This window comes from Streptomyces sp. NPDC101194 (assembly GCF_044767885.1).
GTDB lineage: Bacteria > Actinomycetota > Actinomycetes > Streptomycetales > Streptomycetaceae > Streptomyces.
In genome coordinates, this window is the sequence record NZ_JBIWOS010000001.1 from 841,160 (window position 1) to 865,353 (window position 24,194).

At 71.7% G+C, this 24,194-nt stretch carries 18 protein-coding genes and 1 pseudogene; 9 read left to right on the top strand and 10 right to left on the bottom strand.

Annotated elements, in window-relative coordinates; all coding sequences use genetic code 11:
* Positions 1-29: 29 nt before the first annotated feature.
* The 5 genes and pseudogenes from ACIRP2_RS03705 to ACIRP2_RS03725 all read left to right on the top strand — a co-directional run bounded on the left by ACIRP2_RS03705 (position 30) and on the right by ACIRP2_RS03725 (position 6,356).
* Positions 30-2,999, top strand: coding sequence for a BTAD domain-containing putative transcriptional regulator (locus ACIRP2_RS03705; protein ID WP_404246165.1), 2,970 nt, complete (start codon positions 30-32; stop codon positions 2,997-2,999).
* A gap of 189 nt (positions 3,000-3,188) precedes the next feature.
* Positions 3,189-3,740, top strand: a complete 552-nt coding sequence (locus tag ACIRP2_RS03710) for a hypothetical protein (RefSeq protein ID WP_404247151.1) — start codon at positions 3,189-3,191, stop codon at positions 3,738-3,740.
* A 40-nt stretch (positions 3,741-3,780) separates the two neighbouring features.
* Positions 3,781-4,557, top strand: a complete 777-nt coding sequence (locus ACIRP2_RS03715) for a maleylpyruvate isomerase family mycothiol-dependent enzyme (protein ID WP_404246167.1) — start codon at positions 3,781-3,783, stop codon at positions 4,555-4,557.
* A gap of 111 nt (positions 4,558-4,668) precedes the next feature.
* A pseudogene (locus ACIRP2_RS03720) lies at positions 4,669-5,749 on the top strand (PHP domain-containing protein).
* A 4-nt stretch (positions 5,750-5,753) separates the two neighbouring features.
* Entirely contained in the window at positions 5,754-6,356 is a 603-nt protein-coding gene (locus ACIRP2_RS03725; protein ID WP_404246170.1) for a VOC family protein, read from the top strand.
* A 93-nt stretch (positions 6,357-6,449) separates the two neighbouring features.
* Here ACIRP2_RS03725 and ACIRP2_RS03730 read toward each other — a convergent pair whose 3' ends face one another.
* The 9 genes from ACIRP2_RS03730 to ACIRP2_RS03770 form a co-directional block, all read right to left on the bottom strand.
* Positions 6,450-7,457, bottom strand: coding sequence for an LLM class F420-dependent oxidoreductase (locus tag ACIRP2_RS03730; RefSeq protein WP_404246172.1), 1,008 nt, complete (start codon positions 7,455-7,457; stop codon positions 6,450-6,452).
* Positions 7,458-7,579: 122 nt separating this feature from the next.
* The gene (locus tag ACIRP2_RS03735) at positions 7,580-8,407 is read right to left on the bottom strand and encodes a hypothetical protein (RefSeq protein WP_404246174.1); all 828 of its coding nucleotides are present in this window, start codon (positions 8,405-8,407) and stop codon (positions 7,580-7,582) included.
* 190 nt (positions 8,408-8,597) lie between these two features.
* A complete protein-coding gene (locus tag ACIRP2_RS03740; RefSeq protein WP_404246176.1) occupies positions 8,598-9,539 on the bottom strand; it encodes an N-acetylmuramoyl-L-alanine amidase in 942 nt (313 codons plus the stop codon).
* 24 nt (positions 9,540-9,563) lie between these two features.
* Positions 9,564-10,220, bottom strand: coding sequence for a class I SAM-dependent methyltransferase (locus tag ACIRP2_RS03745; protein WP_404246178.1), 657 nt, complete (start codon positions 10,218-10,220; stop codon positions 9,564-9,566).
* Between the two features lie 230 nt (positions 10,221-10,450).
* Complete coding sequence (locus ACIRP2_RS03750; RefSeq protein ID WP_404246180.1) at positions 10,451-11,713, bottom strand: MFS transporter; 1,263 nt, start codon at positions 11,711-11,713, stop codon at positions 10,451-10,453.
* A 329-nt stretch (positions 11,714-12,042) separates the two neighbouring features.
* Positions 12,043-12,693, bottom strand: a complete 651-nt coding sequence (locus ACIRP2_RS03755; protein ID WP_404246182.1) for a GntR family transcriptional regulator — start codon at positions 12,691-12,693, stop codon at positions 12,043-12,045.
* 360 nt (positions 12,694-13,053) lie between these two features.
* Entirely contained in the window at positions 13,054-14,382 is a 1,329-nt protein-coding gene (locus ACIRP2_RS03760; protein WP_404246183.1) for a M20/M25/M40 family metallo-hydrolase, read from the bottom strand.
* Entirely contained in the window at positions 14,379-15,767 is a 1,389-nt protein-coding gene (locus ACIRP2_RS03765; RefSeq protein WP_404246185.1) for a cytosine permease, read from the bottom strand. The genes ACIRP2_RS03760 and ACIRP2_RS03765 overlap by 4 nt, the downstream gene beginning before the upstream one ends.
* On the bottom strand, positions 15,767-16,720 hold the full coding sequence (locus ACIRP2_RS03770; RefSeq protein ID WP_404246187.1) for a DUF1177 domain-containing protein: 954 nt from the start codon (positions 16,718-16,720) through the stop codon (positions 15,767-15,769). Before ACIRP2_RS03770 ends, ACIRP2_RS03765 begins: the two co-directional genes overlap by 1 nt.
* 173 nt (positions 16,721-16,893) lie before the next feature.
* Between ACIRP2_RS03770 and ACIRP2_RS03775 the strand changes: the two genes are divergently transcribed.
* Positions 16,894-17,724: an IclR family transcriptional regulator gene (locus ACIRP2_RS03775; RefSeq protein ID WP_404246189.1), complete on the top strand. Its 831-nt coding sequence runs from the start codon at positions 16,894-16,896 to the stop codon at positions 17,722-17,724.
* 44 nt (positions 17,725-17,768) lie between these two features.
* Positions 17,769-18,497, top strand: a complete 729-nt coding sequence (pepE, locus tag ACIRP2_RS03780; protein ID WP_404246191.1) for a dipeptidase PepE — start codon at positions 17,769-17,771, stop codon at positions 18,495-18,497.
* A 45-nt stretch (positions 18,498-18,542) separates the two neighbouring features.
* On the opposite strand, the gene ACIRP2_RS03785 is transcribed toward pepE, so the two are convergent.
* Complete coding sequence (locus ACIRP2_RS03785) at positions 18,543-20,357, bottom strand: MFS transporter (protein ID WP_404246193.1); 1,815 nt, start codon at positions 20,355-20,357, stop codon at positions 18,543-18,545.
* 366 nt (positions 20,358-20,723) lie between these two features.
* Between ACIRP2_RS03785 and ACIRP2_RS03790 the strand changes: the two genes are divergently transcribed.
* Entirely contained in the window at positions 20,724-22,901 is a 2,178-nt protein-coding gene (locus tag ACIRP2_RS03790) for an acyl-CoA dehydrogenase (RefSeq protein ID WP_404246195.1), read from the top strand.
* A gap of 39 nt (positions 22,902-22,940) precedes the next feature.
* Entirely contained in the window at positions 22,941-24,137 is a 1,197-nt protein-coding gene (locus ACIRP2_RS03795; protein WP_404247153.1) for a lipid-transfer protein, read from the top strand.
* Positions 24,138-24,194 lie beyond the last annotated feature (57 nt).

Sequence of the window (24,194 nt, forward strand, 5' to 3'; positions counted from 1 at the left end):
GTTGATACGCTGCCGAAAGGGGGGCAGCAATGGATGACGTGTCACGGGCGCTGGAGCACCGCCCCGTCACGTCGCCCGACGGGCCGGCGGCACTGCGTTTCAGCGTGCTCGGCCCGGTGCGCGCCTGGCGCGGAACCGAACAGCTGTCGACCGGATCACCGCAGCAGCGTGGCCTGTTGGCCGCCCTGCTGCTGCGCGAGGGCCGCACGGCGACCGCGGCAGAACTGATCGACGCGCTGTGGGGCGACGAGCCCCCGTCGCAGGGTCTGGCTGCCGTCCGGACCTATGCCTCCCGTCTGCGCAAGGCCCTCGACCCGGGCGTCCTGGTGAGCGAGTCGGGCGGTTACGCGATCCGGGGCCTGCCCGACGGAGCCCTGGACCTGGCAACGGTGCGGGATCTCGCGGAGCGGGCGGAGCGGGCCAGACACGGTGGGGAGCTGAGCCGGGCGCGCGATCTGCTCCGCAGGGCACTGGCCCTGTGGGACGGCGAGCCGCTGTCGGGGGTGCCGGGCCCGTACGCGGAAGCTCAACGCAGCCGTCTGGAGGAGTGGCGCCTCCAGCTGATCGAATTCCGCCTGGACATGGAGCTCGAGCAGGGCCACCACGCGGAAGCGGTCTCGGAACTCACATCGCTGACCGCGGTGCATCCCCTGCGAGAGCGGCTGCGGGAGCTGCTGATGCTGGCGCTGTACCGCAGCGGCCGCCAGGCGGAGGCGCTGGCGGTGTACGCCGACACCAGGCGGCTGCTGGCGGACGAATTGGGCGTGGACCCCCGCCCCGTCCTGACGGAGCTGCAGCGCCGGATCCTGCAGGCGGACCCGGCCTTGGCAGAACCATCCGCTCCGGAGCCCGAGTCGCTTGTGGTCCCTGTCCGACCCGCCCAACTCCCCGCGACCGTGCCCGACTTCACGGGTCGTGTGCCGTACATGGAGGAGCTGGGGGAGGTGCTGGCATCGGCCAACGGCCAGGTCATGGCGGTGTCGGCACTGTCGGGAATCGCGGGCGTCGGCAAGACGACGCTGGCGGTACACGTCGCTCACCGGGCACGCCGGGAATTCCCCGACGGTCAGCTGTACGTCGACCTTCAGGGCCAGCGGGCGACGGGGGCGGAGCCCGAGACGGTTCTGGGGTCCTTCCTGCGCGCTCTGGGTACGCCGGACGCGGCGATCCCCGACTCCCTGGAGGACCGGGCGGCCTTGTACCGCTCGGTCCTGGACGGGCGGCGGGTGCTGGTGCTCCTGGACAATGCGCGCGAAGCCGCCCAGGTGAGACCGCTGCTACCGGGTACGGAGGGATGCGCCGCGCTGATCACGTCCCGGGGACACCTGGGCGACCTGGCGGGCGCCCGTCTGGTGGACGTGGACGTGCTGAGTCCGGAGGAGGCCCTGCACCTGTTCACCAGGATCGTCGGCCGTGAACGCGTCGACGGCGAGCGTGCGGCGGCACTCGACGTCGTTGCCGCGTGCGGCTTCCTGCCGTTGGCGATCCGGATCGCGGCGACGCGGCTCGCGGTGCGGCGGACCTGGACCGTTTCGGTACTGGCCGCGAAGCTGGCGGACGAGCGGCGGCGACTGGACGAGCTGCAGTCCGGGGACCTGGCGGTGGAGGCCGCCTTCGAGCTGGTTTACGGGCAGCTGGAAGGCGCGCAGGCACGCGCGTTCCGTCTGCTGGGTCTGACCGACGGGCCGGACATCTCTCTGTCGGCTGCCGCGTCCATGCTCGACCTTCCCGTGGAGGACACCGAGGAACTCCTGGAGACCCTCGTCGACACGTCGCTGGTGGAGTCGGCGGCACCGGGCCGGTACCGGTATCACGACCTGCTCCGCCTCTACGCACGTGCTTGTGCGGAGAGGGACGAGGAGCTGCCGGGTGAGCGGGCGGCGGCCCCGTCCCGGTTGCTCGACTTCTACCTGGCCACCGCGGCGGGCGTGTACGCGCTGGAGCGGCCCGGTGACCGCCTGATCGAGCACCTGGAGCCGACCGCGGGCGACGGGCTGTGCTTCACCAACCGCTCCGAGGCGTTGGACTGGCTGTTCGGTGAAGCAAGGGCACTGCTGTCCGCGGCCCATCAAGCCGTCGACACGGGCGAGTTGCGCAAGGCGGCCGATCTGCTGCTCGTGGTGCGGGACCTCGCCGAGTCCGGCAGTGAATTCATGCGCTACGAGTCGGTGGTCACGGCCCTGCTGGGTGCCGCCGCGGCAACCGGCGACGAGCGGACCGAGGGCCGGACGCGAGCCGCGCTCGCCCACCTGCACTTCCTCGCGGGTCGCTTCCGGGAGGCGGACCACGAAGCGCGCGAGGCGGTTCGGCTCGGCGGTTCCACCGGCGACTCCTGGACCATGAGCGACGCGCTCAACAGCAGAGGCGTCATCGCGCTTTACCAGAACCGGCACGAGGACGGGGAGACGCATCTCTCCCGGGCCATCGAGTGCTTCCGTGCGCTCGGTGACCGTCCCGGAGAAGCCGCCGTCCTGTGCAACCTTTCGCGCACGTACCTCGCGACCGGTCGGACCGCGAGCGCCATCGCGCTGGCACGGCAGGGCATCGAGATCTACGACGCGATGGGCAGTTCCGTGCGCGGCGCCAACGGCCGCTACGCGCTTGCTCTGGCCCTCACCCGGAGCGGCGAACTGGACTCCGCGAGCGACTGCCTCCACGAGGCACTGGACATCTTCCGAGAGGGCCGTCAGAAGCTGTGGGAAGGCATGACCCTGTTCCGTCTGGCCGAGGTCGACCTCGCCGCGCAGCGCCCGGCACAGGCAGCGGCCAACGCCGAGACGGCGCTGATCGCGTTGGGCGGAATCGGTGGGGAGTGGCGTCGGGCCCATGTGTTGACCGTACTCGGCCACGCACTTTCGGCACTGGGCCAGACCGGCCGCGCCCTCGCCTCGTGGAACGAGGCGCTCGACGTCTACGAGCGGTTGCACGCCCCGGAGGCCGAGGCGGTGCGCACGTTGCTCCTCGACGGGCACCCTGGTCGGACGCACAGCGTCGCCTGACGGATCGCTGCACCGGCCGGTCCTCATGCTCCGTCGCGTGTCCCGGCGGCGTGGACCCGGACGGCGTTTCCCGACCGGCACGTCGTCCCGGGCCGGGCGAATCTCACCCGGAGTGGCCGAGATCGCCACTCAACGTGGAGATCGCCCTGATGCGCCCGGCCAGGGAGGCCCGCAGTGCCCGGTTCCGCCGTGACCGGTCCCGTGCCGCTCCGCCGTCTCGTCGTCGCGCCGCTGCTGTGCTGCGCCCCGGTCGTGGGCGCCACCGGGTGCGGCGGGGGTGACAAGAGCGGTGCGAGCAGCTCCGCCTCCCCGAGCGGTACGTCGTCGACCGAGGCGCAGAAATTCGCCAAGACGCGGTTCGTCGCCGACGCCGGGCTCGCCGCCGGTGCGACGTACCAGTGGATCGTGAAACCGTACCGGGCGGACACGTTCGAGAAGGGCGCGGACGGGCGGACGTTCGCCCTGGTCAAGGCCGGGCCGGCGGGCGGCTTCACCTGCAACCGGCTGAAGGCGGCGGTGACCGACGCCAAGGGCGATCCGCTGCTGTCCAAGGCGGTCGCGCCGCTGACGGCGGGCATCGAATCACTCAAGGGACTCGGCGACAAGCTCCGCAGGGGCGAGGCCGGCGCGGGCGACATCGGCGCCTTCGAGAGCGCGATCAACGGCATCAGGTCGGCCGGCGGCGGCGCGGGTGCCGAGGCGAAGGACAAGGTACCCAGCGCCTCGCAACTCGGCGGGTAATCGATGGGGTTCAGCTCTTGATCGAACTAGGGTGCGTGGCATGAGCCAACTCACGCATGACCGATACTGCGACGAAATCGTCGCCCGCACCGACGCGTTGAGGGCCACGATCCGCGGCGCGGATCTCGGTGCCACCGTCCCGACCTGCCCCGACTGGACCCTGCGCGAACTCGCTCTCCACGTCGGCAGGGCCCACCGCTGGGTCGGCGAGATCATGCGCACCCGCGCCACCGAGGCGGTCCCCTTCGAGCAGGTGCCGCAGAACGCCCCCGGGAGCGACGACCCGGACGCGCTCGACGCCTGGCTGGAGGAGGGCGCCGCACGGACCGCCGAGGCGCTGCGGGCCGCGGGACCGGACGAGAAGGTGTGGTCCTGGGCATGGGAGCGGAGCACGGGCTTCTGGGCGCGTCGCATGGTGCACGAGACGATCGTCCACCAGGCCGACGCCGCGCTCACCGTGAGCACCGGCTACGAGGTGGCACCCGAGCTGGCCGCCGACACGATCGAGGAGTGGCTGGAGATCGTCGCCTTCGTGCGGGCCGCGGGCCACGAGAAGGCGGCCGAGCTCGTCGGCGCCGGGCGCTCGATCCATCTGCACGCCACGGACGTGCCCGGGGCCGAGTGGCTGATCGAGCTCGGCGAGGACGGCTTCACCTGGCGGCGGGCCCACGAGAAGGCGACCGTGGCGCTGCGGGGCCCGCTCACCGACGTCATGCTGGTCTTCAACCGGCGTCTTCCGGCGGACAGCGACCGGGTCGAGGTGCTGGGGGACGCGGGGCTGCTGGACTTCTGGCTGGAGCACTCCGCGTTCGGCTGAGCCGCCGCAGGCCGCAGTGGAGCACCGCCCCGTCCGCTGTGCGGGCGGGGCGGTGCTGGGCCAAGCTGGAAGCGACAGCCCGTGTGTCCGGCGGCCCCCGTGGAGGTGCCGATGGAGCCCGTCCGCGCCCTGAGACGGATCGCCTTCCTGCTGGAACGCGGCAGGGCCGACACCTGTCGCGTACAGGCGTTCCGCAGGGCCGCCGACGCGGTGGGACGGATGGCGGACGGCGAGATCGGGCAGCGGGTCGCGGACGGCTCGCTGAAGTCGGTCGAGCACATCGGGCCGAAGACCGCACAGGTGATCAGGGAGGCGGCGGCCGGGGAAGTGCCCGGCTACCTGGAACGGCTGGAGAAGGAGGCACGTGACGTCCCGCTCGGCGAGGGCGGCGCGAGCCTCCTCGCACTCCTGCGGGGCGACTGCCATCTGCACTCCGACCGGTCGGACGGCGGCAGCCCGATCCAGGAGATGGGCCGCACGGCGGCAGAGCCGGGCCACGAGTGGGCGGTCCTCACCGACCACTCGCCCCGGCCGGCCGGGGCGAACGGGCTCTCCCCGGAGCGGCTGCTGCGGCAGCTGGAGGCGAGCGCCGGGCTCAACGAGCGAGGGGCACCGTTCCGGCTGCTCACCGGCATCGAGTGCGACATCCTCCCCGACGGCTCCCTCGACCAGGAGGACGGACCGCCGGCGCGACCGGACGTCGTCGTGGTCTCCGCGCACTGCGCACTTCGGACGGACCCGGCACCGATGACCAGGCGCCTGCTCGCGGCCGTCCACCATCCGCGGGCGAACGTCCTCGGGCACTGCACCGGACGGCTGATCACCGGCCGGGGGCGCCCCGAGTCGCGGTTCGACGCGGACGAGGTCTTCGCCGCATGTGCGGAGGCGGGCACGGCGGTGGAGATCAACAGCCGGCCCGAACGGCTCGGCCCGCCCCGTCGGCTGCTGCGCCGAGCCGTCGCGGCGGGCACCCTGTCCGCCATAGACACCGACGCACACGCGCCCGGTCAGCTGGACCGGCAGATCCACGGCTGCGCCCGCGCCGAGGAGTGCCGCGTCCCGGCGGAGCACCGTCGTCTCCACCTGGCCGGCCGACGAACTGCCGGCCTGGTCGCGCGCGGGCACGACCCCGGAGCGGGCCCGCTCCGGGGCGGACGGGACGCATCGGCGCGGCCCGGGACAGGAACGGTGAACCCATGACGGCCACAAGCGTGCGCGGCATCGACCACATCGGGGTCACGGTCCCCGATCTGGAGACCGCGACCCTCTTCCTCACCAGGGCGTTCGGCGCCGAGGTGCTCTACGACACCCTGCGCCGCCACGACGAACCGCTCGGCGGTCCGGATGTCGAGCGGCGGCTCGGCGTCCCGGCGGGCACCCGGCAACTGGCGATCCGGATGCTGGCCCTCCCCGGCGACGGTCCGGCCATCGAGCTCTTCGAGTTCCAGGGCCCCCGCCGGGAACCCCCGGTGCTGCCCTGCGACTTCGGCTGGCAGCACGTGGCGCTCTACGCCGACGACCTGGACGCGGCCGTGAGGGACTGTGTGGCCGCGGGCGCCTCGCTGCTCGCCGAGGCGCAGCCGCTGCCGGGCCCCGAGGCGGGGGCGCGCAACCGCTTCGCGTATCTGCGCACTCCCTGGGGCAGCACGCTGGAACTCCTCACGTACCCCGACCCCCAGCCCTGGGAGCGCACCGCATCACGTCGGCGGGTGCGTCCCGCCCCGGTCTGCACCGGGACCTGGCCGACGGACCCGGCCCGGCCGGGGCCCGGGGTCCTTCACGCGGATCGGGCCGGATGAGCGAGTACGCCGCAGTATGCGGATGCCCCTGCAGCGTGCGGTACACCGCACCCGACGCCGCGCGCCGATCCGCCGGGCACCGCGGGACAGCCCTCAGTTGAGTTCCGCGAGCACGCGCAGCGTGTGCGGGTCCGGCGCCGTCACCAGCAGATCGGTCACCGGCCCCTTGCGCCACAACTCCAGCCGCTCCGCTATCCGTTGCCGGGGTCCGACGAGCGAGATCTCATCGGCGAACGCGTCCGGCACGGCCAGCACCGCCTCCTCCTTGCGCCCTTCGAGGAAGAGCCGCTGGATCCGCCGTGCCTCCTCCTCGAAACCCATGCGTGCCATCAGATCGGCGTGGAAGTTCCGGGCCGCGTGCCCCATCCCCCCGATGTAGAAGCCGAGCATCGCCTTCACCGGCAGCAGCCCCTCGGCGACGTCGTCGCAGACCCGCGCGCGGGCCATCGGCGCGATCATGAACCCGTCGGGCAGGTCCGTGAGCGACGCCTCGTACACATCGGTGCGCAGCGGTGACCAGTACAGCGGCAGCCAGCCGTCGGCGATCCTCGTCGTCTGCGCGATGTTCTTCGGCCCCTCCGCTCCGAGCAGCACCGGGAGCCGGGGTCGCAACGGATGGGTGATCGACTTCAGCGGCTTGCCCAGGCCGGTGGCGTCGGGGCCGTTGTACGGGTGGGGGTGGAAGCGTCCGTCCAGTTCGACGGGGGCCTCGCGGCCGAGCACCTGGCGGATGACGTCGACGTACTCGCGGGTGGCGGTCAGCGGACTCCGCGGGAACGGCCGCCCGTACCAGCCCTCCACCACCTGCGGCCCGGACAGGCCGAGGCCGAGCATCATCCGGCCGCCGGAGAGATGATCGAGGGTGAGCGCGTGCATCGCGGTCGCGGTCGGGGTGCGCGCCGCCATCTGCGCGATGCCGGTGCCCAGCCGGATGCGGGAGGTGTGTGCGGCGATCCACGTCAGCGGAGTGAACGCGTCGGAGCCCCAGGCCTCCGCCGTCCACACCGACCCGTACCCCAGCTCCTCGGCCTGACGGACGAGCTCCAGATGGGCCGGGTCGGGGCCGCGGCCCCAGTAGCCGAGCGCGAGTCCGAGCCGCATTCCGCCGCCTCCCAAGGGTTCTGACGCTACGTCAGATCATTGACGCACGGACGGAGGGTACGACAGCGGCCCCTCGCCCGGAAGGGGCGGGGGGCCGCTGTTCGTGCTGCGGGCGGGCGTGCTCAGCCGCGCTGGATGCCCGTGGTGTCCTGGAGCACGCCACGACGGCCGTCCTGCGTCTGGGCGATGAGGCTCGCACCGCGCTGCTCCACCGCGAGGTACCAGGTGCCCGGAGCCAGCTCGGCGATCGGCGACGGCGAACCGTCCTCCCCGTACAGCGGGCGGGCCACCGGCACCGCGAACCAGAACGGTGTGAAGTCACCGGACGGCGCACCGGCCGCCGGAGCCTGCTGCGGCTCCGGTCGGCCGGGCTGGGGCTGACCGGCCTGCGGCTGCGCGCCGTACGGCTGCTGCTGGCCCGGCTGCGCACCGTACGGCTGCTGCTGGGCGCCGGGGTAGCCGTAACCCTGGCCGGGCTGCGGCTGGCCGCCGTACGGCGACTGCACGGCCTGCGGGCGCGGGGCGCCCATCAGCGGAGCCTTGAGTGCGGGAATCAGCGGAGTCCCGACCGCGCCGACCGCGAGCACGGCCGTGCCCAGCAGGCCGAGGATCAGGCCGGCGCCCGCGTTGCTGGCGTCGATGGTCGACCAGAACGCGGTCCACAGCGTGAAGACGCTGAAGGCGGCGCCGAGTTGGCCGAGCTCGAAACCGAGGACCTTGCGGGCCGGCATGGTGCGGCCCACCACGACCAGTGCCGCGGCGATGATGCCGCCCAGGTAGATGCTCATGAGGGCCGCGAGCGCGTCCCAGGCGTTCGGGGCCGAGTAGCCGGAGCAGTTGAGGCCGGAGGGGCACTCGTAGCCGTAGAGGTGGAGGAAAGAGGCGATGAACAGCACCACCGCTGCTCCGATCACCACGCCGTCGCCTCGAGTGAGGGAGCGCATATTCACGTAAAGGTCCTTAGTCGGTCGTCTCGTCGGGGTGGTCGTCGCTGCGGCCCGCCGGGGTACGGCGAGGGCGCAAGGCTCGGGGGTGGCTCCCCAATCGTACGGATGAATCTATCGTCTGCCCGGCAGAGTTGTGCCCCTGCCCGGACCCTGGACGCACTTCCCCCCAATTTCGCCTCAGAACAACCTCTTGTTACCCCTTGAGGTAGCTGCTGATGCCGTCGGCGATGCCCTGCGCGGCCTTCTGGCGCCAGTTCGCGCTGGTGAGCAGAGCGGCGTCCTTCGGATCACGCATATTGCCGCATTCGATGAACACTTTGGGCACGGTCGACAAATTAAGTCCGCCCAGATCCTTGCGGATGTCCAACCCGGTATTGCCGCCGATGTAATTGGAAGGCGCACTTCCGGTATCGCGGACGAAGAGACCGGCGATCCGGGTACCGAGTTCGCGGGACGGCTCGACGATCTTCGTGGTGTCCGCCTTCCCTCCCCGCACCGGTCCGGGGAGGATCACATGGAAGCCGCGGTTTCCGGCCGCGGAACCGTCCGCGTGCACCGAGACCACCGCATCCGCCTTGGCCTCGTTGCCGATCCGGGCCCGCTCGTCGACACACGGGCCGTACGGACGGTCGTTGTCGTACGTCAGCACGACGTGCGCGCCCTGCGCTTCCAGGAGCGTGCGCAGTCGGTGCGACACATCCAGGGTGAACTCGGCTTCCGGATAGCCGGAGTTGGTCGAGGTGCCGGTGGTGTCGCACTCCTTGTGCGCGGTGCCGATGTCGACCTGGCGGTTGATCTCGCGGGTGTGCAGACGGTTGTTCGGGTTGTGCCCGGGGTCGATGACGACGGTTCTGCCCGACAGCGGCCCGGAGGCCCGGCCGCCCGCGGACCCGGAGGGCTTCGCGGAAGGGGCGGGGGAGGCGGACGTCCTCCCCGGAGCCGGAGCGGTCTTCGACGGCGAGGCAGGCGGCGCCGCGGAGGTGCCGCTGCCGCCCTGTCGGGGCTCGGCCCGCACTCCGCCGCTGTCGTCGCCCGCGCCGCAGCCGGCAGCGGTCAGGCACACGGTGGCGAGCACGGCGGCGGCGAGCAGGGGCCGGCGGCGCGGGGTGGGGGGAACGCTCTCGTCGTACGGCACCACGCGATGCTATCGGGGCGCGCCTCAGATGCCCGGTCCCGTGCGGCGCAGCACACGCAGCGAATCCGTTGCCGAGACCTCGGTGAATGCGCCGGAGGCCAGCGCCCGCAGATAGATCCGGTACGGCGCCTGGCCGCCGTGCGCCGGGTCCGGGAACACGTCGTGGATCACCAGCAGCCCGCCCTCGGCGACATGCGGCGCCCAGCCCTCGTAGTCACCGCCCGCGTGCTCGTCGGTGTGCCCGCCGTCGATGAAGACGAAGCCGAGCTTCCCGCCCCACACGGCCGCGACCTGCGGGGACCGTCCGACCATCGCCACGACGTGGTCCTCCAGCCCCGCCGCGTGCAGGGTCCGGCGGAACGTGGGAAGCGTGTCCATCCGGCCGACCTCCGGATCCACCACGGTCGGGTCGTGGTACTCCCAGCCCGGCTGCTGCTCCTCGCTGCCGCGGTGGTGATCGACGGTGAGGGCCGTCACACCGGCCGCACGGGCGACGTCGGCGAGCAGGATGGTGGAGCGTCCGCAGTACGTTCCGACCTCGAGGACCGGCAGCCCCAGCGCGGCGGCCTCGGCGGCGGCCCGGTACAGCGCGAGTCCCTCGACCACCGGCATGAAGCCCTTGGCGGCCTGGAAGGCGGCGAGAATCTCGGGCGACGGCTCGGCGACGGACTCGGCGGGCACGGGTTCCTCCTGGTGGGTGCGGTGGGGCAAGTGGGGGGCGGCGCTTCATCGTGCCGTACGCCCCGGGCGGGGGCGCGGGCGGGGCGTGCGGGCAGGGTCGTCCGCGGTGTCCCCGGCACGTTCCGGACGGTCCCGGGTGCCGTCGCACGTCTCCCTTCGACAGGTCCGGCCCGTGCCGTACGCCGGCCCGGACCGCTGCGTGCGCGGCCCGGGCGGCCCCGCACGTCGTCTCAGCCCTCCCGCACGTCTTTGCCGCTGAACCTCAACAGGTCCGGCACCCGCAGCGTCAGGACCACCAGTGCGACGACGAGGAGGAGTCCGGCACCGAAGACCGTCCTGTCCAGCCCGGCCCGTTCCGCGATCGCACCGAGGACGAGGGTGGCCATCGGCATGATGCCGATGGCGAGTTCCTGGAGTCCCAGTGCCCGGCCGTGGACGGCGGGATCGGTGGTCAACAGCAACAGGGTGGTCTGCAACACCCCGAACGCGGCGCTGCTGAGGCCGATGACGCACATGAGCACGAACGACAGCGGCACACTGCCGGACAGTGCGAACAGCACCCACAGGGAGGCCCAGACCGCGGTGCCGACGACGAACACGGCACCCTTGTGCCGGAAGTCGCCCAGGCCGGCGATGACGAGCGAACCGACGAGCCCTCCGATGCCGCAGCAGGTCAGCAGAGCACCCAGCCCCGCCGCGTCGAGCCCGAGGGACTCCTCGGCGAAGACCGGCATGAAGGACTGGTACACCGGCCACAGCAGCGTGTTCGCCGCCAGGGTGACCAGGAGCACCGCCACCGCGAGCCGGTTGCGCCCGATGATCCGGAACCCGCCGACCACCATCGCCAGGACCGACTGGGCCTGGTCGTGGACAGCCTTCCCGTACCCGCGCAGCGGCAGGAGCAGCGCCAGCGAGGCCCCGTACCAGGCCGTGGACACCCACAGTGCGGCAGGTGCGCCGACCGCCGCGATCAACGCGCCTCCCAGCCCCGGACCGATCACCTGCGTCATGTTCAGTGCCATGGCGTTGAGCGCGTTCGCGTTGGAGAGGTTCTCGCGGCCCACGAGTTCGAGGACCAGCGAGGCGCGGGCCGGCTGGGAGGGCGACTGGGCGAGGCCGATGGCGAGCCCGCCGACGACGAGGACCCAGTACGGCAACAGGCCGGCCGTGGCCAGGGCCGCCACGACGGAGACCGCGCCCATGGCCCACGCACAGGCGACGACGAGCAGCCGGACGCGGTTGTGCCGGTCGGCGAAGGCACCGGCCACCGGGCCGAGGAGCATCGGCGCCAGGCGGGCGGCGGTGAACACCGCGACCAGGAACTCCGAGTGCGTCATGTCGAAGGCGAGCCAGCCGAGCACCAGGGTCTGCGTCCACACCCCGCTGAAGAAGAACACATTGGAGAACCACAGCCGTTGGAAGGGCCGGTTCCCCCGGAGCGACGCCAGTGCGGCGCGCAGACCCCGGTCGTTGCCGGTGGAATCGGTCGTCACGGGCGACACCTGGATCACGGCTCCTCTCGGCAGGGCTGCGGGCGGACGGGCTCGCCGGCGCAGGAGGTCACCGACGCGGACGGCGGGACCGTGGAGAACGCACCGGGCCCGGCGGCAACCGGTTCGGTTCCTGCTCCGGTACGCGGACCGGCGCGTCCGGGACGTTCTCAGCGTTCGGCACATCAGCGACAGCCGTCACAGCGGTGACAGCCGGGGCGGCCGAGCCCAAATGGTATCCCATTTTTGTTGTCGCGGGCGGCCCACACGAGGCGGCCCCGGCAACCCCGTCGTGACGGGGATGCCGGGGCCGGGGGAGGGGCGGAGCCCGCTCAGGTCCGCTGCTGCCTGCGGTGGCCCGTGGCCGCCGTGCGACTGCTCGCCAGGTGTTCGAGGACCAGGGCCTCGACCCTGGGCACGTCCCGTGCGGCGAGGGCTTCGTAGAGCGCCTCGTGCTCCCGGGCGACTCCGAGCAGGTCGTCGTGCTGGGAGAGGAGCCAGCGCAGTCTGCTGCGCAGGACGCGTTCGAAGTCGGTCAGCAGCTCGTTGGCGGCCAGCGAGGTGACCGTCTGATGGAAGTCGCCCGCCGCCCGCCGCGCACGCACCGCATCACCGGCGAGGGCGGCTTCGAGTTCCGCGTCCACGTCGGCCCGCAGCCGCTTCAGCCCCTCGCGCGTGTGCCGTTGCGCGGCCAGCCGGAACGCCAGGGTCTCCAGCGCCGACCGCACCTCGTCGAGGTCCGCGACATCGCTGTTGGTGAACTCCCGTACGACCGCCCAGCTCCGCGGACGCGGCGTCACCAGGCCCTCGGCCACGAGAGCCTTCAGGGCCTCCCGCACGGGGAGCCGGCTCACGCCCAGCGCCTCGGCCAGCTCCCGCTCGACCAGTCGGCTGCCGGGCTGACGCACTCCGTCGAGGATCTCGTCGCGCAACTGCCGCGTCACCCGCTCGGACTCGGGTGCGAACTCCTCCGACGCGGCCATCCCCGACCTTCTTTCTCTCGCTCTCTCGTCGCCCTCGCCCGGCACGGTACGCGGGTGTGCTCTGCCCGCCTGCGAAGAATCACGATGTCGGTGTCGAACAGGCCCTGATCGTACCCAGCGCGCCGGTTCGGCCGCACGGGCCGCGAACCGATCGTCGCTGTGGTCATGGGATCCCATCCTTCGATGGGTTTCGTCTCGTCGGCGGTGACCCGACGAGGACCGTCCCCCGGGCCGCTCCCGGGACCGTGCACCCGCCGCACCGGTGGTGCGACGCAATGCCGTACGCCCCCGCCGAAGGAATCGGCGGGGGCGTACGAGGGGTGAGCCCGGGTCGGGGCGCCTCGGCGGGGCTGTGAGAGGTCAGCAGCTCTGCCAGAGTCTGGTCATGACGCGGACGCCGAAGCGCAGGCCCTCCAGCGGGACGCGCTCGTCCACGCCGTGGAAGAGGCGGCCGTAGTCCAGGTCGTGCGGGAGCTTGAGGCCCTTGAAGCCGAAGCAGCGGATGCCGAGGTGGGTGAACGCCTTGGCGTCGGTGCCGCCGGGGTTGCAGTAGGGGACCGGGTGGCCGTCCGGGTCCTCGGCGCGTACGGCCGCGCACATGGCGTCGACCAGCGGGCCGTCGAACGTCGTCTCCATCGCGATGTCGTGGTTGACCCACTCGCGGCTGACCGACGGGAGGAGGAGCCTGTCGATCGTGTCGATCAGCTCCTGCTCGTGGCCGGGCAGGAAGCGGCCGTCCACCCGGGCGGTCGCCTTTCCGGGGATGACGTTGGTCTGGTAGCCCGCACGGAACATGGTGGGGTTCGCGGAGTTGCGGAGCACCACCTGCATGAAGTCGGAGACCGGGCCCAGCCGCTCCAGGCTGCCCTCGATGTCGTTCTCGTCGAACTCGACGCCGTAGAGGCGGGCGGCCTCTTCGAGCAGGGCGCGGACCGGTTCGATCAGGCGGATCGGGAAGGTCTCGCGGCCGATGCGGGCCAGGGACTCCGCGAGATCGGTGACCGCGTTCTCGTCGTTGGGGGACGAGCCGTGGCCGGCCCGGCCGGTGGCGGTGAGCTCCATCCAGGCCATGCCGCGCTGGGCGTTCTCGATCGGGTAGAGGCGACGGGTGTCGTCGATGGCGAAGGAGAAGCCGCCGCCCTCGCCGATCGCCTCGGTGACCCCGGAGAAGAGCTCGGGGCGGTGCTCGACCAGCCAGTGGGCGCCGAACTTGCCGCCCGCCTCCTCGTCGGCGAGGAAGGCGAGGACCAGGTCGCGGGACGGCTTGGTGCCGGTACGGGCGAAGTGGCGGGCCGTCGCCAGCATGACGGCCACCGTGTCCTTCATGTCGATCGCGCCGCGGCCCCAGAGGTAGCCGTCGCGGATCTCGCCGGAGAACGGCGGGACCTGCCACTCGGAGGCGTCGGCGGGGACCACGTCCAGATGGCCGTGGACCAGCAGGGCGCCGCGCCCGGAGTCGCTTCCCGCGATGCGCGCGACGACGCTGGCGCGTCCCGGCGCCGACTCGACCAGTTCGGAGTCGATGCCCACCTCGGCGAGGCGGCTCACCACCCAGTCGGCGCTCGCGCGCTCGTCGCTGGTGGGGTTGGAGGTGTCGAACCTGATCAGCTCGGCGCAGAGTCCGACGACCTCTTCCTGTGCCTCGTCGGAGGCCGGGACGAACGAGGCGGTGGGGTCGGGGGTGGTCATGCTGCTCCCACAGTGGTTGTCGCGCGGGCGGCGGGGACGTCGGCGTCCTCGTCGTCCAGGGCGGAGGTGCCGTACGGCCTCACCCAGCCCAGCAGGCCGAGGACGCTGTACAGGGCGAAGGCGGTGGCCAGCGAGTTCAGGGCCGGGATGCCGCCCTCGTAGAACTTGCCGACGCAGAACGCCGCGATCCAGATGGCGATGGACATCGGCACCCAGGTCGGCGAGGACTTCGGCAGGGTCTCGGACTCCCGGGTTTCGTCCAGCGGCTTGCGCATCCGCTTCACGACCCAGTACTCGGCCACGATGATGCCGCCGATCGGCGGGATCGCGACGCCGAGGATGGAGAGGAACTCGGTGAAGTGGGTCATGATCCCGACCGCGGACAGGACCGTGCCGGCGATGCCGAGGACGATCGTGACCGCGCCGCGGTGGATCCGCTTGCCGAAGACGACCTGGAAGAAGTTGACGACGCCGAGCGAGGAGCCGTACAGGTTCCAGTCGTTGATCTTGGCGGTGGACATCAGGACCACGATCACACCGAAGGCACCCGATGTGGAGAGCACGATGTGCGAGACCTCGTTGCTCTTGACCAGGTGGCCCAGGAGCACACCGGTCATGCCGACGATGTACTCGGAGAGGATCATCGACGAGGCGCTCTGCAGGAAGACGTGCGAGCCCTTCGTGTTGTACCGGGTCATCTCCGGGGCCACGATCGCGCCGGTCATGAAGCCGCCCGCGATGGCGGTGGCGGCGACGGCGAGCGGAATCGTCTGGCCGGGGGCCGGCGAGTGGATCAGATCGCTGATCGAGTGGTCCTTCAGCGTGGAGACGATCGACCAGGCGACCATCGCGAAGAAGAGCGGAGTGACGATCTTGGCGAAGACGGCCATGTACTTGAAGCCGAAGATCACCAGTGCGGTGATGGCGATGCCCGCCAGGACGCACCACATCCAGGACGGGCCGCCGACCAGCGCCGAGACGCTGTTGCCGAAGATCGTGTTCTGGACACCGAACCAGCCGACCAGACTGACTGCGATGACGAAGCTGACCAGTGCCGAGCCGTTGCGGCCGAAGCCGACCCAGCGGGTCAGCATCGGGGTCGCCAGACCCTCGCGCATACCGGCCAGACCGATCGCGAAGATCACGATCTCCAGGATCACCGCGCCGAGCGTGAAGGCGAGGAAGGCATTGCCGAAGGTCATGCCGACACCGATGGTGGCGCCGAGGGTGAACTGTGAGATCGAGCCGGACTGGGCCAGCCACTGGAGCAGCATGGACCAGAAGCCGAACCGCTTGTCACGGGGGACGCGGGAGAGCGCGTAGTCGTCGCTGCCGATGCTCTTGGTCTCGTGGGCCACGGCCTCGGCCTGCGGGGCGGCTGCCATCAGGACTCCTGGGGTGTACGGCCGAGGGTCTGGAGGTGAGCCAGCGACCCGTAGCGGTTGACGAGGTTGTCGAACTCCACCGCGTCGTGGAAGTCCAGGTGGCCACTGCCGTAGGCCTTGGCGACCTCCACGGCGTAGCGGGCGGCGGACGCGATGTCCGTCTCGTGGCTCGCGCCCGTGCCGCAGCCCGGTACCGCGGCGGCCGAGGTGATGGCCAGGCCGACGACCGGAGCGGCCGTCGCGGTGGCGGGCTGCAGGATCGAATTGATGTGGTGTGCCCCGTTACCGTACGGGGTGATGTCCTGCGTGGTCACGGGGTACGTGACCAACGGCTCACCGGTCACCACGGCGAGCAGCTCGCCGAGCTGCTCGCTGACCCGCAGTACCCAGCCCTCCTTGACGGTGGGTGACAGGGCGAGGCCCTTGTGGTTGATGATGCGGTTGCCCTTGGTGGTGTCGATGGAGAGCACGGCCTCCATCTCGCCGGTCACCTCGTGGCGGTTCATGGTGGCGATGTCCACGGGCGAGCCCATGAACGGCACCGGGTCGTGCGGTTCGGTCGGCGCGTCCGGGCAGATGTGGGTGGCGACGATCACGTCGCCGGGCAGCACGTCGCCGCGGCGGCGCATGTCGAGCAGCTTGGCGGCGGTGGCGATCGCGGAGACCGCGCCGTCGGCGTCGGAGACCAAGCCGGTCACCTCGGGCCGGGCGCCGATGCCGCCGAGCCGGCCCACCACGCCGAGCGTGCGGGCACTGCCCCCGGACGTGCGTCCTCGGGAGCCGGGGATGCGGACCATCACGAAGTCCGTCGAGCCCCGCTCGCCGGTGACCGTGGTGACCTGGGCGGACGATCCCTCGGCCCCGCTCACGGAGTCGAGGTACTCGGCGACCGTCTTGCCATTGACCTGGGGATCGTCCAACAGCTCGACGACGTCCAGCACGTACTTCAACATGGGGGGCCTTTCTCACTCGTCCGGACACCCGGGGCGGCGCAGTCCGGGCACCCGGGCCGGCGCTCGACGGGGGAAGCGCGGGGCGGGGTGCTGAGGCAACATTCGGGATCGGATAGCGTTGGACGCAACTGTTTCCCGTTATTTGCAATTCAGGTCTGAATGGTGAGATGACGATGGCGGACTTCGATCTGGACCGGCGCACCCCCGCCGGGGCGCTGCAAACCGTCGACCGGGCGCTCCTGGTGCTGCTCGCCTTCGAACGGACCCGGCCCGACTGGGGCGTCACCGAGGTCGCCGAGGAGTTCGGCTGGGACACCTCGGTGGCCCAGCGGCTGCTCGCCACGCTCGCCGGGCGCGGCTTCCTGGTCTCCGACCCCGCCACCCGCCGCTACCGCATCGGCCCCGCCGTGCTGCGCCTGGGCAGGCTCTGGGAGCGTTCCGGCTCGCTGGAGCTGCTGGCCGGGCCGGTCCTGGAGGAGCTGCGCCGGGTCACCGGCGACACCGTCCTGTTCTGCCTGCCGGACAGCTTCCACATGCGGTGCGTCGCCGCGGAGGAGGGCGAGGCCGGGCCGCTGCGCTACTACCCGCTGGTCGGCGAGCTCTACCCGGCGCACGCCGGGGCGACCAGCAAGTCGTACTACGCGTATCTGCCCGACGACCAGCGCCACCGGCTCTTCCGGGGCCGCCCGATGGCACGCTTCACCGACCGGACGGTGACCGACCCGGACCGGCTGGAGGAGGAGTTCCTCAAGGTCCGCGCCCAGGGGTACGCCTTTACGGTCGGCGAGTACGACACCGGCATCGCGACCGTCGCCGTACCGGTGTTCCTCGGGCGCGAGCCGTACGGGAGCCTCAGCCTCGGCGGCGCCGAGGAACTCTTCCGCGGAGCGCCCGAGGACCGGCTCGACGCCCTGCGCCACGCGGCCCAGCTGCTGGAGCGGCGGCTGACCCAGCCCCCGCAGCGGCCGAAGCCCCGCGCCCGCCGCCCGCGCACCGACCGATGAACCGGAACAGAACCAAGAACCGGAACAGAACCAAGAGGAATCCTGTGAATCTGCTGCTGCTCTCCAACTCCACCCAGTACGGGCGTGGTTATCTGGAACACGCCCTCGACACCGTCACCGCGTTCCTGCCCTCCGGCGCCCGGCTGGCCTTCGTCCCCTACGCGCTCGCCGACTACACCGCGTACACCACGCGCGTCCGCGACGCCCTCGAGCCGTCCGGCATCAGCGTCCGAGGGGTCCACGAGAACGCCGACCCGGTCGCCGAACTCGCCGCGTCCGACGCCGTGTTCATCGGCGGCGGCAACTCCTTCCGGCTGCTGAGCGCCCTGTACCGGACCGGTCTGCGGGACGCCGTGACCGAAGCGGTGCGCGGCGGGCTGCCGTACATGGGCGCCAGCGCGGGGACGAACATGGCGGCGCCCACCCTCCGTACGACCAACGACATGCCCATCGTTCAGCCGCCGTCCTTCGAGACCCTCGGCCTCGTCCCCTTCCAGATCAACCCGCACTACCTGGACCCGGACCCGGAGAGCACCCACAAGGGCGAGACCCGTGAGGAGCGGCTCACCGAGTTCCTGGAGGAGAACGACGTACCGGTGCTCGGCCTGCGCGAGGGTTCCTGGCTGCGGGTCGACGGGCGCCAGGCCCGGGTGCAGGGCGCCCACCCCGCCCGGCTGTTCACCCGCGGCGCGCGGCCGCAGGAGCTTTTGGCGGGGTCGGACGTCTCTCATCTGCTCACGACGACACCGCGGTTCGACGCCCCGGTGCGCTGAGGCCCATCGTCCGGACCGGGCCGGATCAGGGCGGATCGGACCGGATCAGGGTGCGGTGCCGGGGCCCGCGAGCCCGGCGTGATCCAGGCGGGAGGCCCCGGCCGTCAGCACCAGGTCCGCGTCGACCGGCAGTCCGTTGCCCGGGTAGACCGCCGGCCGGGCGCGCGGCGCGTACCCGGCGGCCGATCCGGCCAGCACGTAGCTGCCGCCGGACGGTGCAGCCAGCATGTAGTGGCCGTCCTCGTCCGCCACGGTGAGACCTGCCTGCCGGCCCCGGTGGTCGATCAGCGTGACATTGGCGCGGGCCACCGGCGCACCGTCCGCGTCCAGCACCCGGCCGCGGAAGCCGCCCGAGCCGGTGACCGGGCGGGAGGCGGAGCGTGCGGCGACCGGCGCGTCGTCGTCGCTGCTCGCCAGCAGGGCCGGGCGCATGGCCTCGCGCCGCGACGGCAGGAACGAGGCCAGCACCAGCCCGACCACCACCGCGCCCGTCGCGATCAGGAACGAGATGCGGAATCCCTCCATCGAGGGCAGCGACACCCCGCCCGTCCGCACCGAGGTGTTGGCCAGCACCATGCCGATCACCGCGCTGGACACCGACGTGCCGATCGACCGCATCAAGGTGTTCAGACCGTTGGCCGCACCCGTCTCCGACGGATCCACGGCTCCGATGATCAGCGCGGGCAGCGAGGAGTACGCGAGTCCGATACCGGCCCCGAGCACCACCGCGATCACGACGGTCTGCCAGGCGGCGCTCATCAGCCCGAGCCCCGCCCCGTAGCCGATCGCGATGATCAGCATGCCGAGCATCAGTGAGACCTTGGGGCCCCGGCGGGCGGACAACCGGGCGTACAGCGGGGCGACGAACATCATCGTCAGACCCAGCGGCGCCACGCACAGACCCGCGACGACCATCGACCGGCCGAGTCCGTACCCCGTCGACTCCGGCAGCTGGAGCAGCTGCGGCAGGACGAGCGAGACGGCGTAGAACGCGACCCCGACCATGATCGAGGCGAGGTTGGTGAGCAGCACCTCGCGCCGGGCCGTGGTCCGCAGATCGACCAGCGGAGCCGGGCTGCGCAGCTCGAAGAGGCCCCACAGGACGAGGATCACCACGGCGGCGGCGATCAGCCCGAGCGTACTGCCCGAGGTCCAGCCCCAGTCACTGCCCTTGGTGACGGGCAGCAGCAGACAGACCAGGCCGAGGGAGAGCCCGAGCGCGCCGATCAGGTCGAACCGCCCGGGAGCGCGCAGCGTGGTCTCCGGTACGACGAGGACGGTGAGCGCCATCGAGAGCACGCCGAGACCGGCCGCGCCGAAGAACAGGGTGTGCCAGTCGGCGTGCTGGGCCACCAGCGCGGCGGCGGGCAGCGCGAGTCCACCGCCCACCCCGATCGAGGAGCTCATCAGCGCCATCGCCGAGCCGAGCTTCTCGCGCGGCAGTTCGTCGCGCATGATGCCGATGCCCAGCGGAATGGCACCCATGGCGAAACCCTGGAGCGCGCGCCCCACGATCATGATCACGAGATCGTCGGTGAAGGCGCATATCAGTGAACCGATCACCATCACGGCGAGACTGGCGAGCAGCATCTTCCGCTTGCCGTAGAGGTCGCCGAGCCGCCCCATGATCGGGGTCGCGACGGCCCCCGCGAGCAGGGTCGCGGTCATCACCCAGGTGGCGTTGGACGGATCGGTGTGCAGAAGGGCGGGCAGGTCCTTGATGACGGGGACGAGCAGGGTCTGCATCACCGCGACGGTGATACCCGCGAAGGCGAGTACGGGGACGACCCCGCCGCCCGCCCTGCGCGGCCGCGGATCGGGGAGTTCCCCGCTGTGCTGTTCGTTCGTCGGCTGTGGCATCCGTGCGGCCTCCGGGCGGCGTGATCGAGGGTGTGGAACGGGGTGCGGATCCGGCGCGGGCAGCGCCGACCGCCAAGTATGTGCAGGGTGAAACCTTCCTTGTCGCCGGGGTATTCCGGTGAACGAGGAGCGAACGGGGCACGACGGCGCGAACGAGGCACGGCCGCGCACTCGGCCCGGAGCGTGCGCCGATCCGGCCGCCCCGAACCGCCCCTCTGTGCGTTCACCGACCGGCCCCCCGCCGTTCCCCGGTCATTTCTCCGGCCGCCCCACCGGCCTCCATCCGGCCCTGCGCTGACCTTCCGTCAGAATGAAACGTGTTCTACTCTTGCGCCGTTCCAGTGGCTGCGACCGGCGAGGATCCGCATGGGCATCGGAATCACCGAAGAACAGAAGGAGTTGGCGCAGGCCGTACGGGGGTGGCTGGCACGCGCCGTACCGCCCGAGGAGATCCGCAAGCTCCTCGACGCCGACGCCCCCGGCGCCCCCGGTGTTCGTCCCGGATACTGGGACGGGCTCGCCGAACAGGGCCTCCTCTCCATCCATCTGCCCGAGGCCTGCGGCGGCGGGGGCGGTCAACTCCTCGATCTGGCCGTGGTGCTGGAGGAGGCGGGCCGGGCCGCGCTCCCCGGTCCGTACCTCGCGAGCGCCCTCGCCTCCGCCGTACTGCACGCGGCGGGCGCGGACGAACAGGTACGCGGCCTCGCGGCCGGTACGCGCATCGGCGCCGTCGCCCTCGGCCCCGGCACCCTCACCGCCGTGGAGCACGGGGACGGCCATCTCCTCGACGGCACGGCCCCGCCGGTCCTCTCCGGCGCCGACGCCGACCTCCTCCTGCTCTCCGCCGAAACGGCCACCGGCACCCTGTGGTTCGCCGTCGACGCCGACCGCCGAGGGCTGACCGTCCGCCCGCACCGCGGCGCCGACCCGACCCGCCCCACGGCCGAGATCCGTGCCGAGGGCGTACTCGTCCCCGCAGGGCGCGTCGTACGGACCGACACGGCGCACGTCCGTGACCTCGCCGCCGTCCTCTTCTCCGCCGAAGCGTGCGGAACCGCGGCCAGGGCGCTGCACACCGCGGCCGAATACGCCAAGGTCCGCGAACAGTTCGGCCGCCCCATCGGGCAGTTCCAGGGCATCAAGCACCTCTGCGCCGACATGCTCGTACGGGTCGAGCGGGCCCGTGCGCTGGTGTGGGACGCGGCCCGCGCCGCCGACGAGGAGGACCCGGACGTACGGTCGATGGTCGCCGCCCTCGCCGCGTCGGACGCCCTCGACGCCGCCTACGGCTGTGCCAAGGACTGCGTCCAGATCCTCGGCGGCATCGGTTTCACCTGGGAACACGACGCCCATCTGTATCTGCGCCGGGCCCTGGTGGCCCGGCAGTTGCTGGGGGCCGGCGACGCCCACCGGCTGCGGGCCGCCCGGCTGGCCGAGGGCGGGGCGCGCCGCGAGCTCGTCCTCGAACTCCCGGCCGAGGCCGCCGCCCACCGTGCCGAGGCGCGCGAGGCCGTGGCCACCGCCCGGGGGCTCGACCCGAAGGCCGCCCGCCGCGCCCTCGCGCCCACCGGCCACGCCGCCCCGTACCTCCCCGCCCCCTACGGTCTGGGCGCCGGCCCCGTCCAACAGCTGGCCGTACAGCAGGAGCTGAGGGCTCAGGGGGTGAAGCTGAGCGATCTCGGGATCGCCACCTGGGTGGTGCCCTCGCTCCTCGCCCACGGGACGCCGCAGCAGCAGGAGCGCTATGTGCTGCCCACCCTGCGCGGCGAACTTCTCTGGTGCCAGCTGTTCTCCGAACCCGGCGCGGGCTCCGATCTCGCCTCGCTCCGCACGAGGGCGGAGCGGACCGAGGAGGGGTGGCGGATCAACGGACAGAAGGTGTGGACGAGCGCCGCCCGATCGGCCGACCACGGAATCCTGCTGGCCAGGACCGACCCGGACGCCCCCAAACACCGGGGACTCAGCTACTTCCTCGTCGACATGAAGAACACCGAGGGCATCGACATCCGCCCGCTGAAGGAGATCACCGGCGACTCCCTCTTCAACGAGGTGTACTTCGACGACGTCCTGCTGCCCGCCGACGCCGTCGTCGGCGAGATCGACGACGGCTGGCGGGTCGCCCGCAACACCCTCGGCAACGAACGCGTCCACATGGCCGACCAGATGACCTTCGACACCGGCCTGGAGGCGTTGATCGCCCGCTCCGGCGAACTCGACGGCACGTACCGGGCCCGCATCGGAGCACTCGCCGCCGAGGCCCACGCACTCGCCTGCATCGGGCTGCGGACCACCCTGCGGCAGGTGTCCGGTCTGGAACCGGGCGCGGGGGCTTCCGTCCGCAAACTCGTCCAGACCACCCATCAGCAGAAGGTCGCCGAACTGGCCCTCGAACTCCTCGGCCCGGCCGGCGCGATCGGCGAAGGCGCGGGGGAGCGGGCCGTGCACGGCTTCCTGATGTCCCGCTGTCTGACCATCGCGGGCGGCACCACCCAGGTTCAGCTCAATGTCGTCGCCGAGCGCATCCTCGGCCTCCCGCGCGATTGAAGGGACTTGCCCATGAAACCCATGAAGCCGATGAAGCTCATGAAGGCGTACATCGTCGGTGTCGGCATGACGAAGTTCGAGAAGCCCGAGACCCGCGACTGGCAGTACTGGGACATGGCGAAGGAGGCCGGGACGGCGGCGCTCGCCGATGCCTCGCTCACCTACGACCAGATCCAGCAGGCTGTCGTCGGCTACTGCTTCCAGGCATCCACCGCCGGTCAGCGCGCCGTGTACGGACTCGGGCTGACCGGAGTGCCCGTCTACAACATCAACAACAACTGCGCCACCGGGTCCACCGCGTTGATGACGGCCCGGCAGTTCGTCGAGGGCGGCGGCAGCGACTGCGTCCTCGCGCTCGGCTTCGAGAAGATGGCGCGCGGCGCGCTCGGTGGCGGCGGCGCCGACGGCGGGGCTTCGGACTTCAGGACATCGCCGGTGGCCCGGCACTACGGGATCATGGCCGCCGCCCACGGCTTCGGGGCGAGCCCGCCCACCGCCCAGATCTTCGGCAACGCGGCCCGTGAGCACATGGAGCGGTACGGGACGACCGAGGCCCAGCTCGCCGCGGTCGGCGCGAAGAACCACCGGCACTCGGTGAACAACCCGTACGCCCAGTTCCAGGACCCGTACACGGTCGAGGAGATCCTCGCCGCGAAGACCATCCACCGGCCGCTGACCAAACTCCAGTGTTCACCCACCTCCGACGGGGCGGCCGCCGCGGTCGTCGTGTCGGAACGCTTCGTCGAGAGCCACGGCCTGGGCGACCGGGCGGTCGAGATCGCCGCCCAGGCCATGACCACCGACACCGACGACTCCTTCGCCTCGGGCACCTGCATCGACGCCGTGGGACAGCCGATGTCGCGCGCCGCCGCCCGGCAGGTGTACGAGGCTTCGGGGCTCTCGGCCGCCGACCTCGACGTCATCGAGCTGCACGACTGCTTCTCCATCAACGAACTCCTCACGTACGAGGCGCTCGGCCTGTGCGGCGAGGGCGAGTCCGGGAAGCTCGTCGAGTCCGGGGCCACCACGTACGGCGGCCGGTGGGTGGTCAATCCCTCCGGCGGGCTGATCTCCAAGGGGCACCCGCTCGGCGCCACCGGAATCGCGCAGGCCGCCGAACTCACCTGGCAGCTGAGGGGGGAGGCGCAGGACAGGCAGGTGAAGGACGCGCGGGTCGGTCTGGCGCACAACATCGGGCTCGGCGGCGCGGCGGTGGTGACGCTGCTGCGACGCTGACGGTCGGCACGCGTCCCGCCACGCCGCCGGACCGGGGACAGCCCCTGCCGATGTACG

What these genes read in the sequence shown, in the direction of transcription:
- ACIRP2_RS03705 (WP_404246165.1), top strand. Translation starts at nt 30, where the DNA reads ATGGATGACGTGTCACGGGCGCTGGAGCACCGCCCCGTCACGTCGCCC.
- ACIRP2_RS03715 (WP_404246167.1), top strand. Translation starts at nt 3,781, where the DNA reads ATGAGCCAACTCACGCATGACCGATACTGCGACGAAATCGTCGCCCGC.
- ACIRP2_RS03725 (WP_404246170.1), top strand. Translation starts at nt 5,754, where the DNA reads ATGACGGCCACAAGCGTGCGCGGCATCGACCACATCGGGGTCACGGTC.
- ACIRP2_RS03730 (WP_404246172.1), bottom strand. Translation starts at nt 7,457, where the DNA reads ATGCGGCTCGGACTCGCGCTCGGCTACTGGGGCCGCGGCCCCGACCCG.
- ACIRP2_RS03755 (WP_404246182.1), bottom strand. Translation starts at nt 12,693, where the DNA reads ATGGCCGCGTCGGAGGAGTTCGCACCCGAGTCCGAGCGGGTGACGCGG.
- ACIRP2_RS03760 (WP_404246183.1), bottom strand. Translation starts at nt 14,382, where the DNA reads ATGACCACCCCCGACCCCACCGCCTCGTTCGTCCCGGCCTCCGACGAG.
- ACIRP2_RS03765 (WP_404246185.1), bottom strand. Translation starts at nt 15,767, where the DNA reads ATGGCAGCCGCCCCGCAGGCCGAGGCCGTGGCCCACGAGACCAAGAGC.
- ACIRP2_RS03770 (WP_404246187.1), bottom strand. Translation starts at nt 16,720, where the DNA reads ATGTTGAAGTACGTGCTGGACGTCGTCGAGCTGTTGGACGATCCCCAG.
- ACIRP2_RS03775 (WP_404246189.1), top strand. Translation starts at nt 16,894, where the DNA reads ATGGCGGACTTCGATCTGGACCGGCGCACCCCCGCCGGGGCGCTGCAA.
- ACIRP2_RS03785 (WP_404246193.1), bottom strand. Translation starts at nt 20,357, where the DNA reads ATGCCACAGCCGACGAACGAACAGCACAGCGGGGAACTCCCCGATCCG.
- ACIRP2_RS03790 (WP_404246195.1), top strand. Translation starts at nt 20,724, where the DNA reads ATGGGCATCGGAATCACCGAAGAACAGAAGGAGTTGGCGCAGGCCGTA.
- ACIRP2_RS03795 (WP_404247153.1), top strand. Translation starts at nt 22,941, where the DNA reads ATGAAGGCGTACATCGTCGGTGTCGGCATGACGAAGTTCGAGAAGCCC.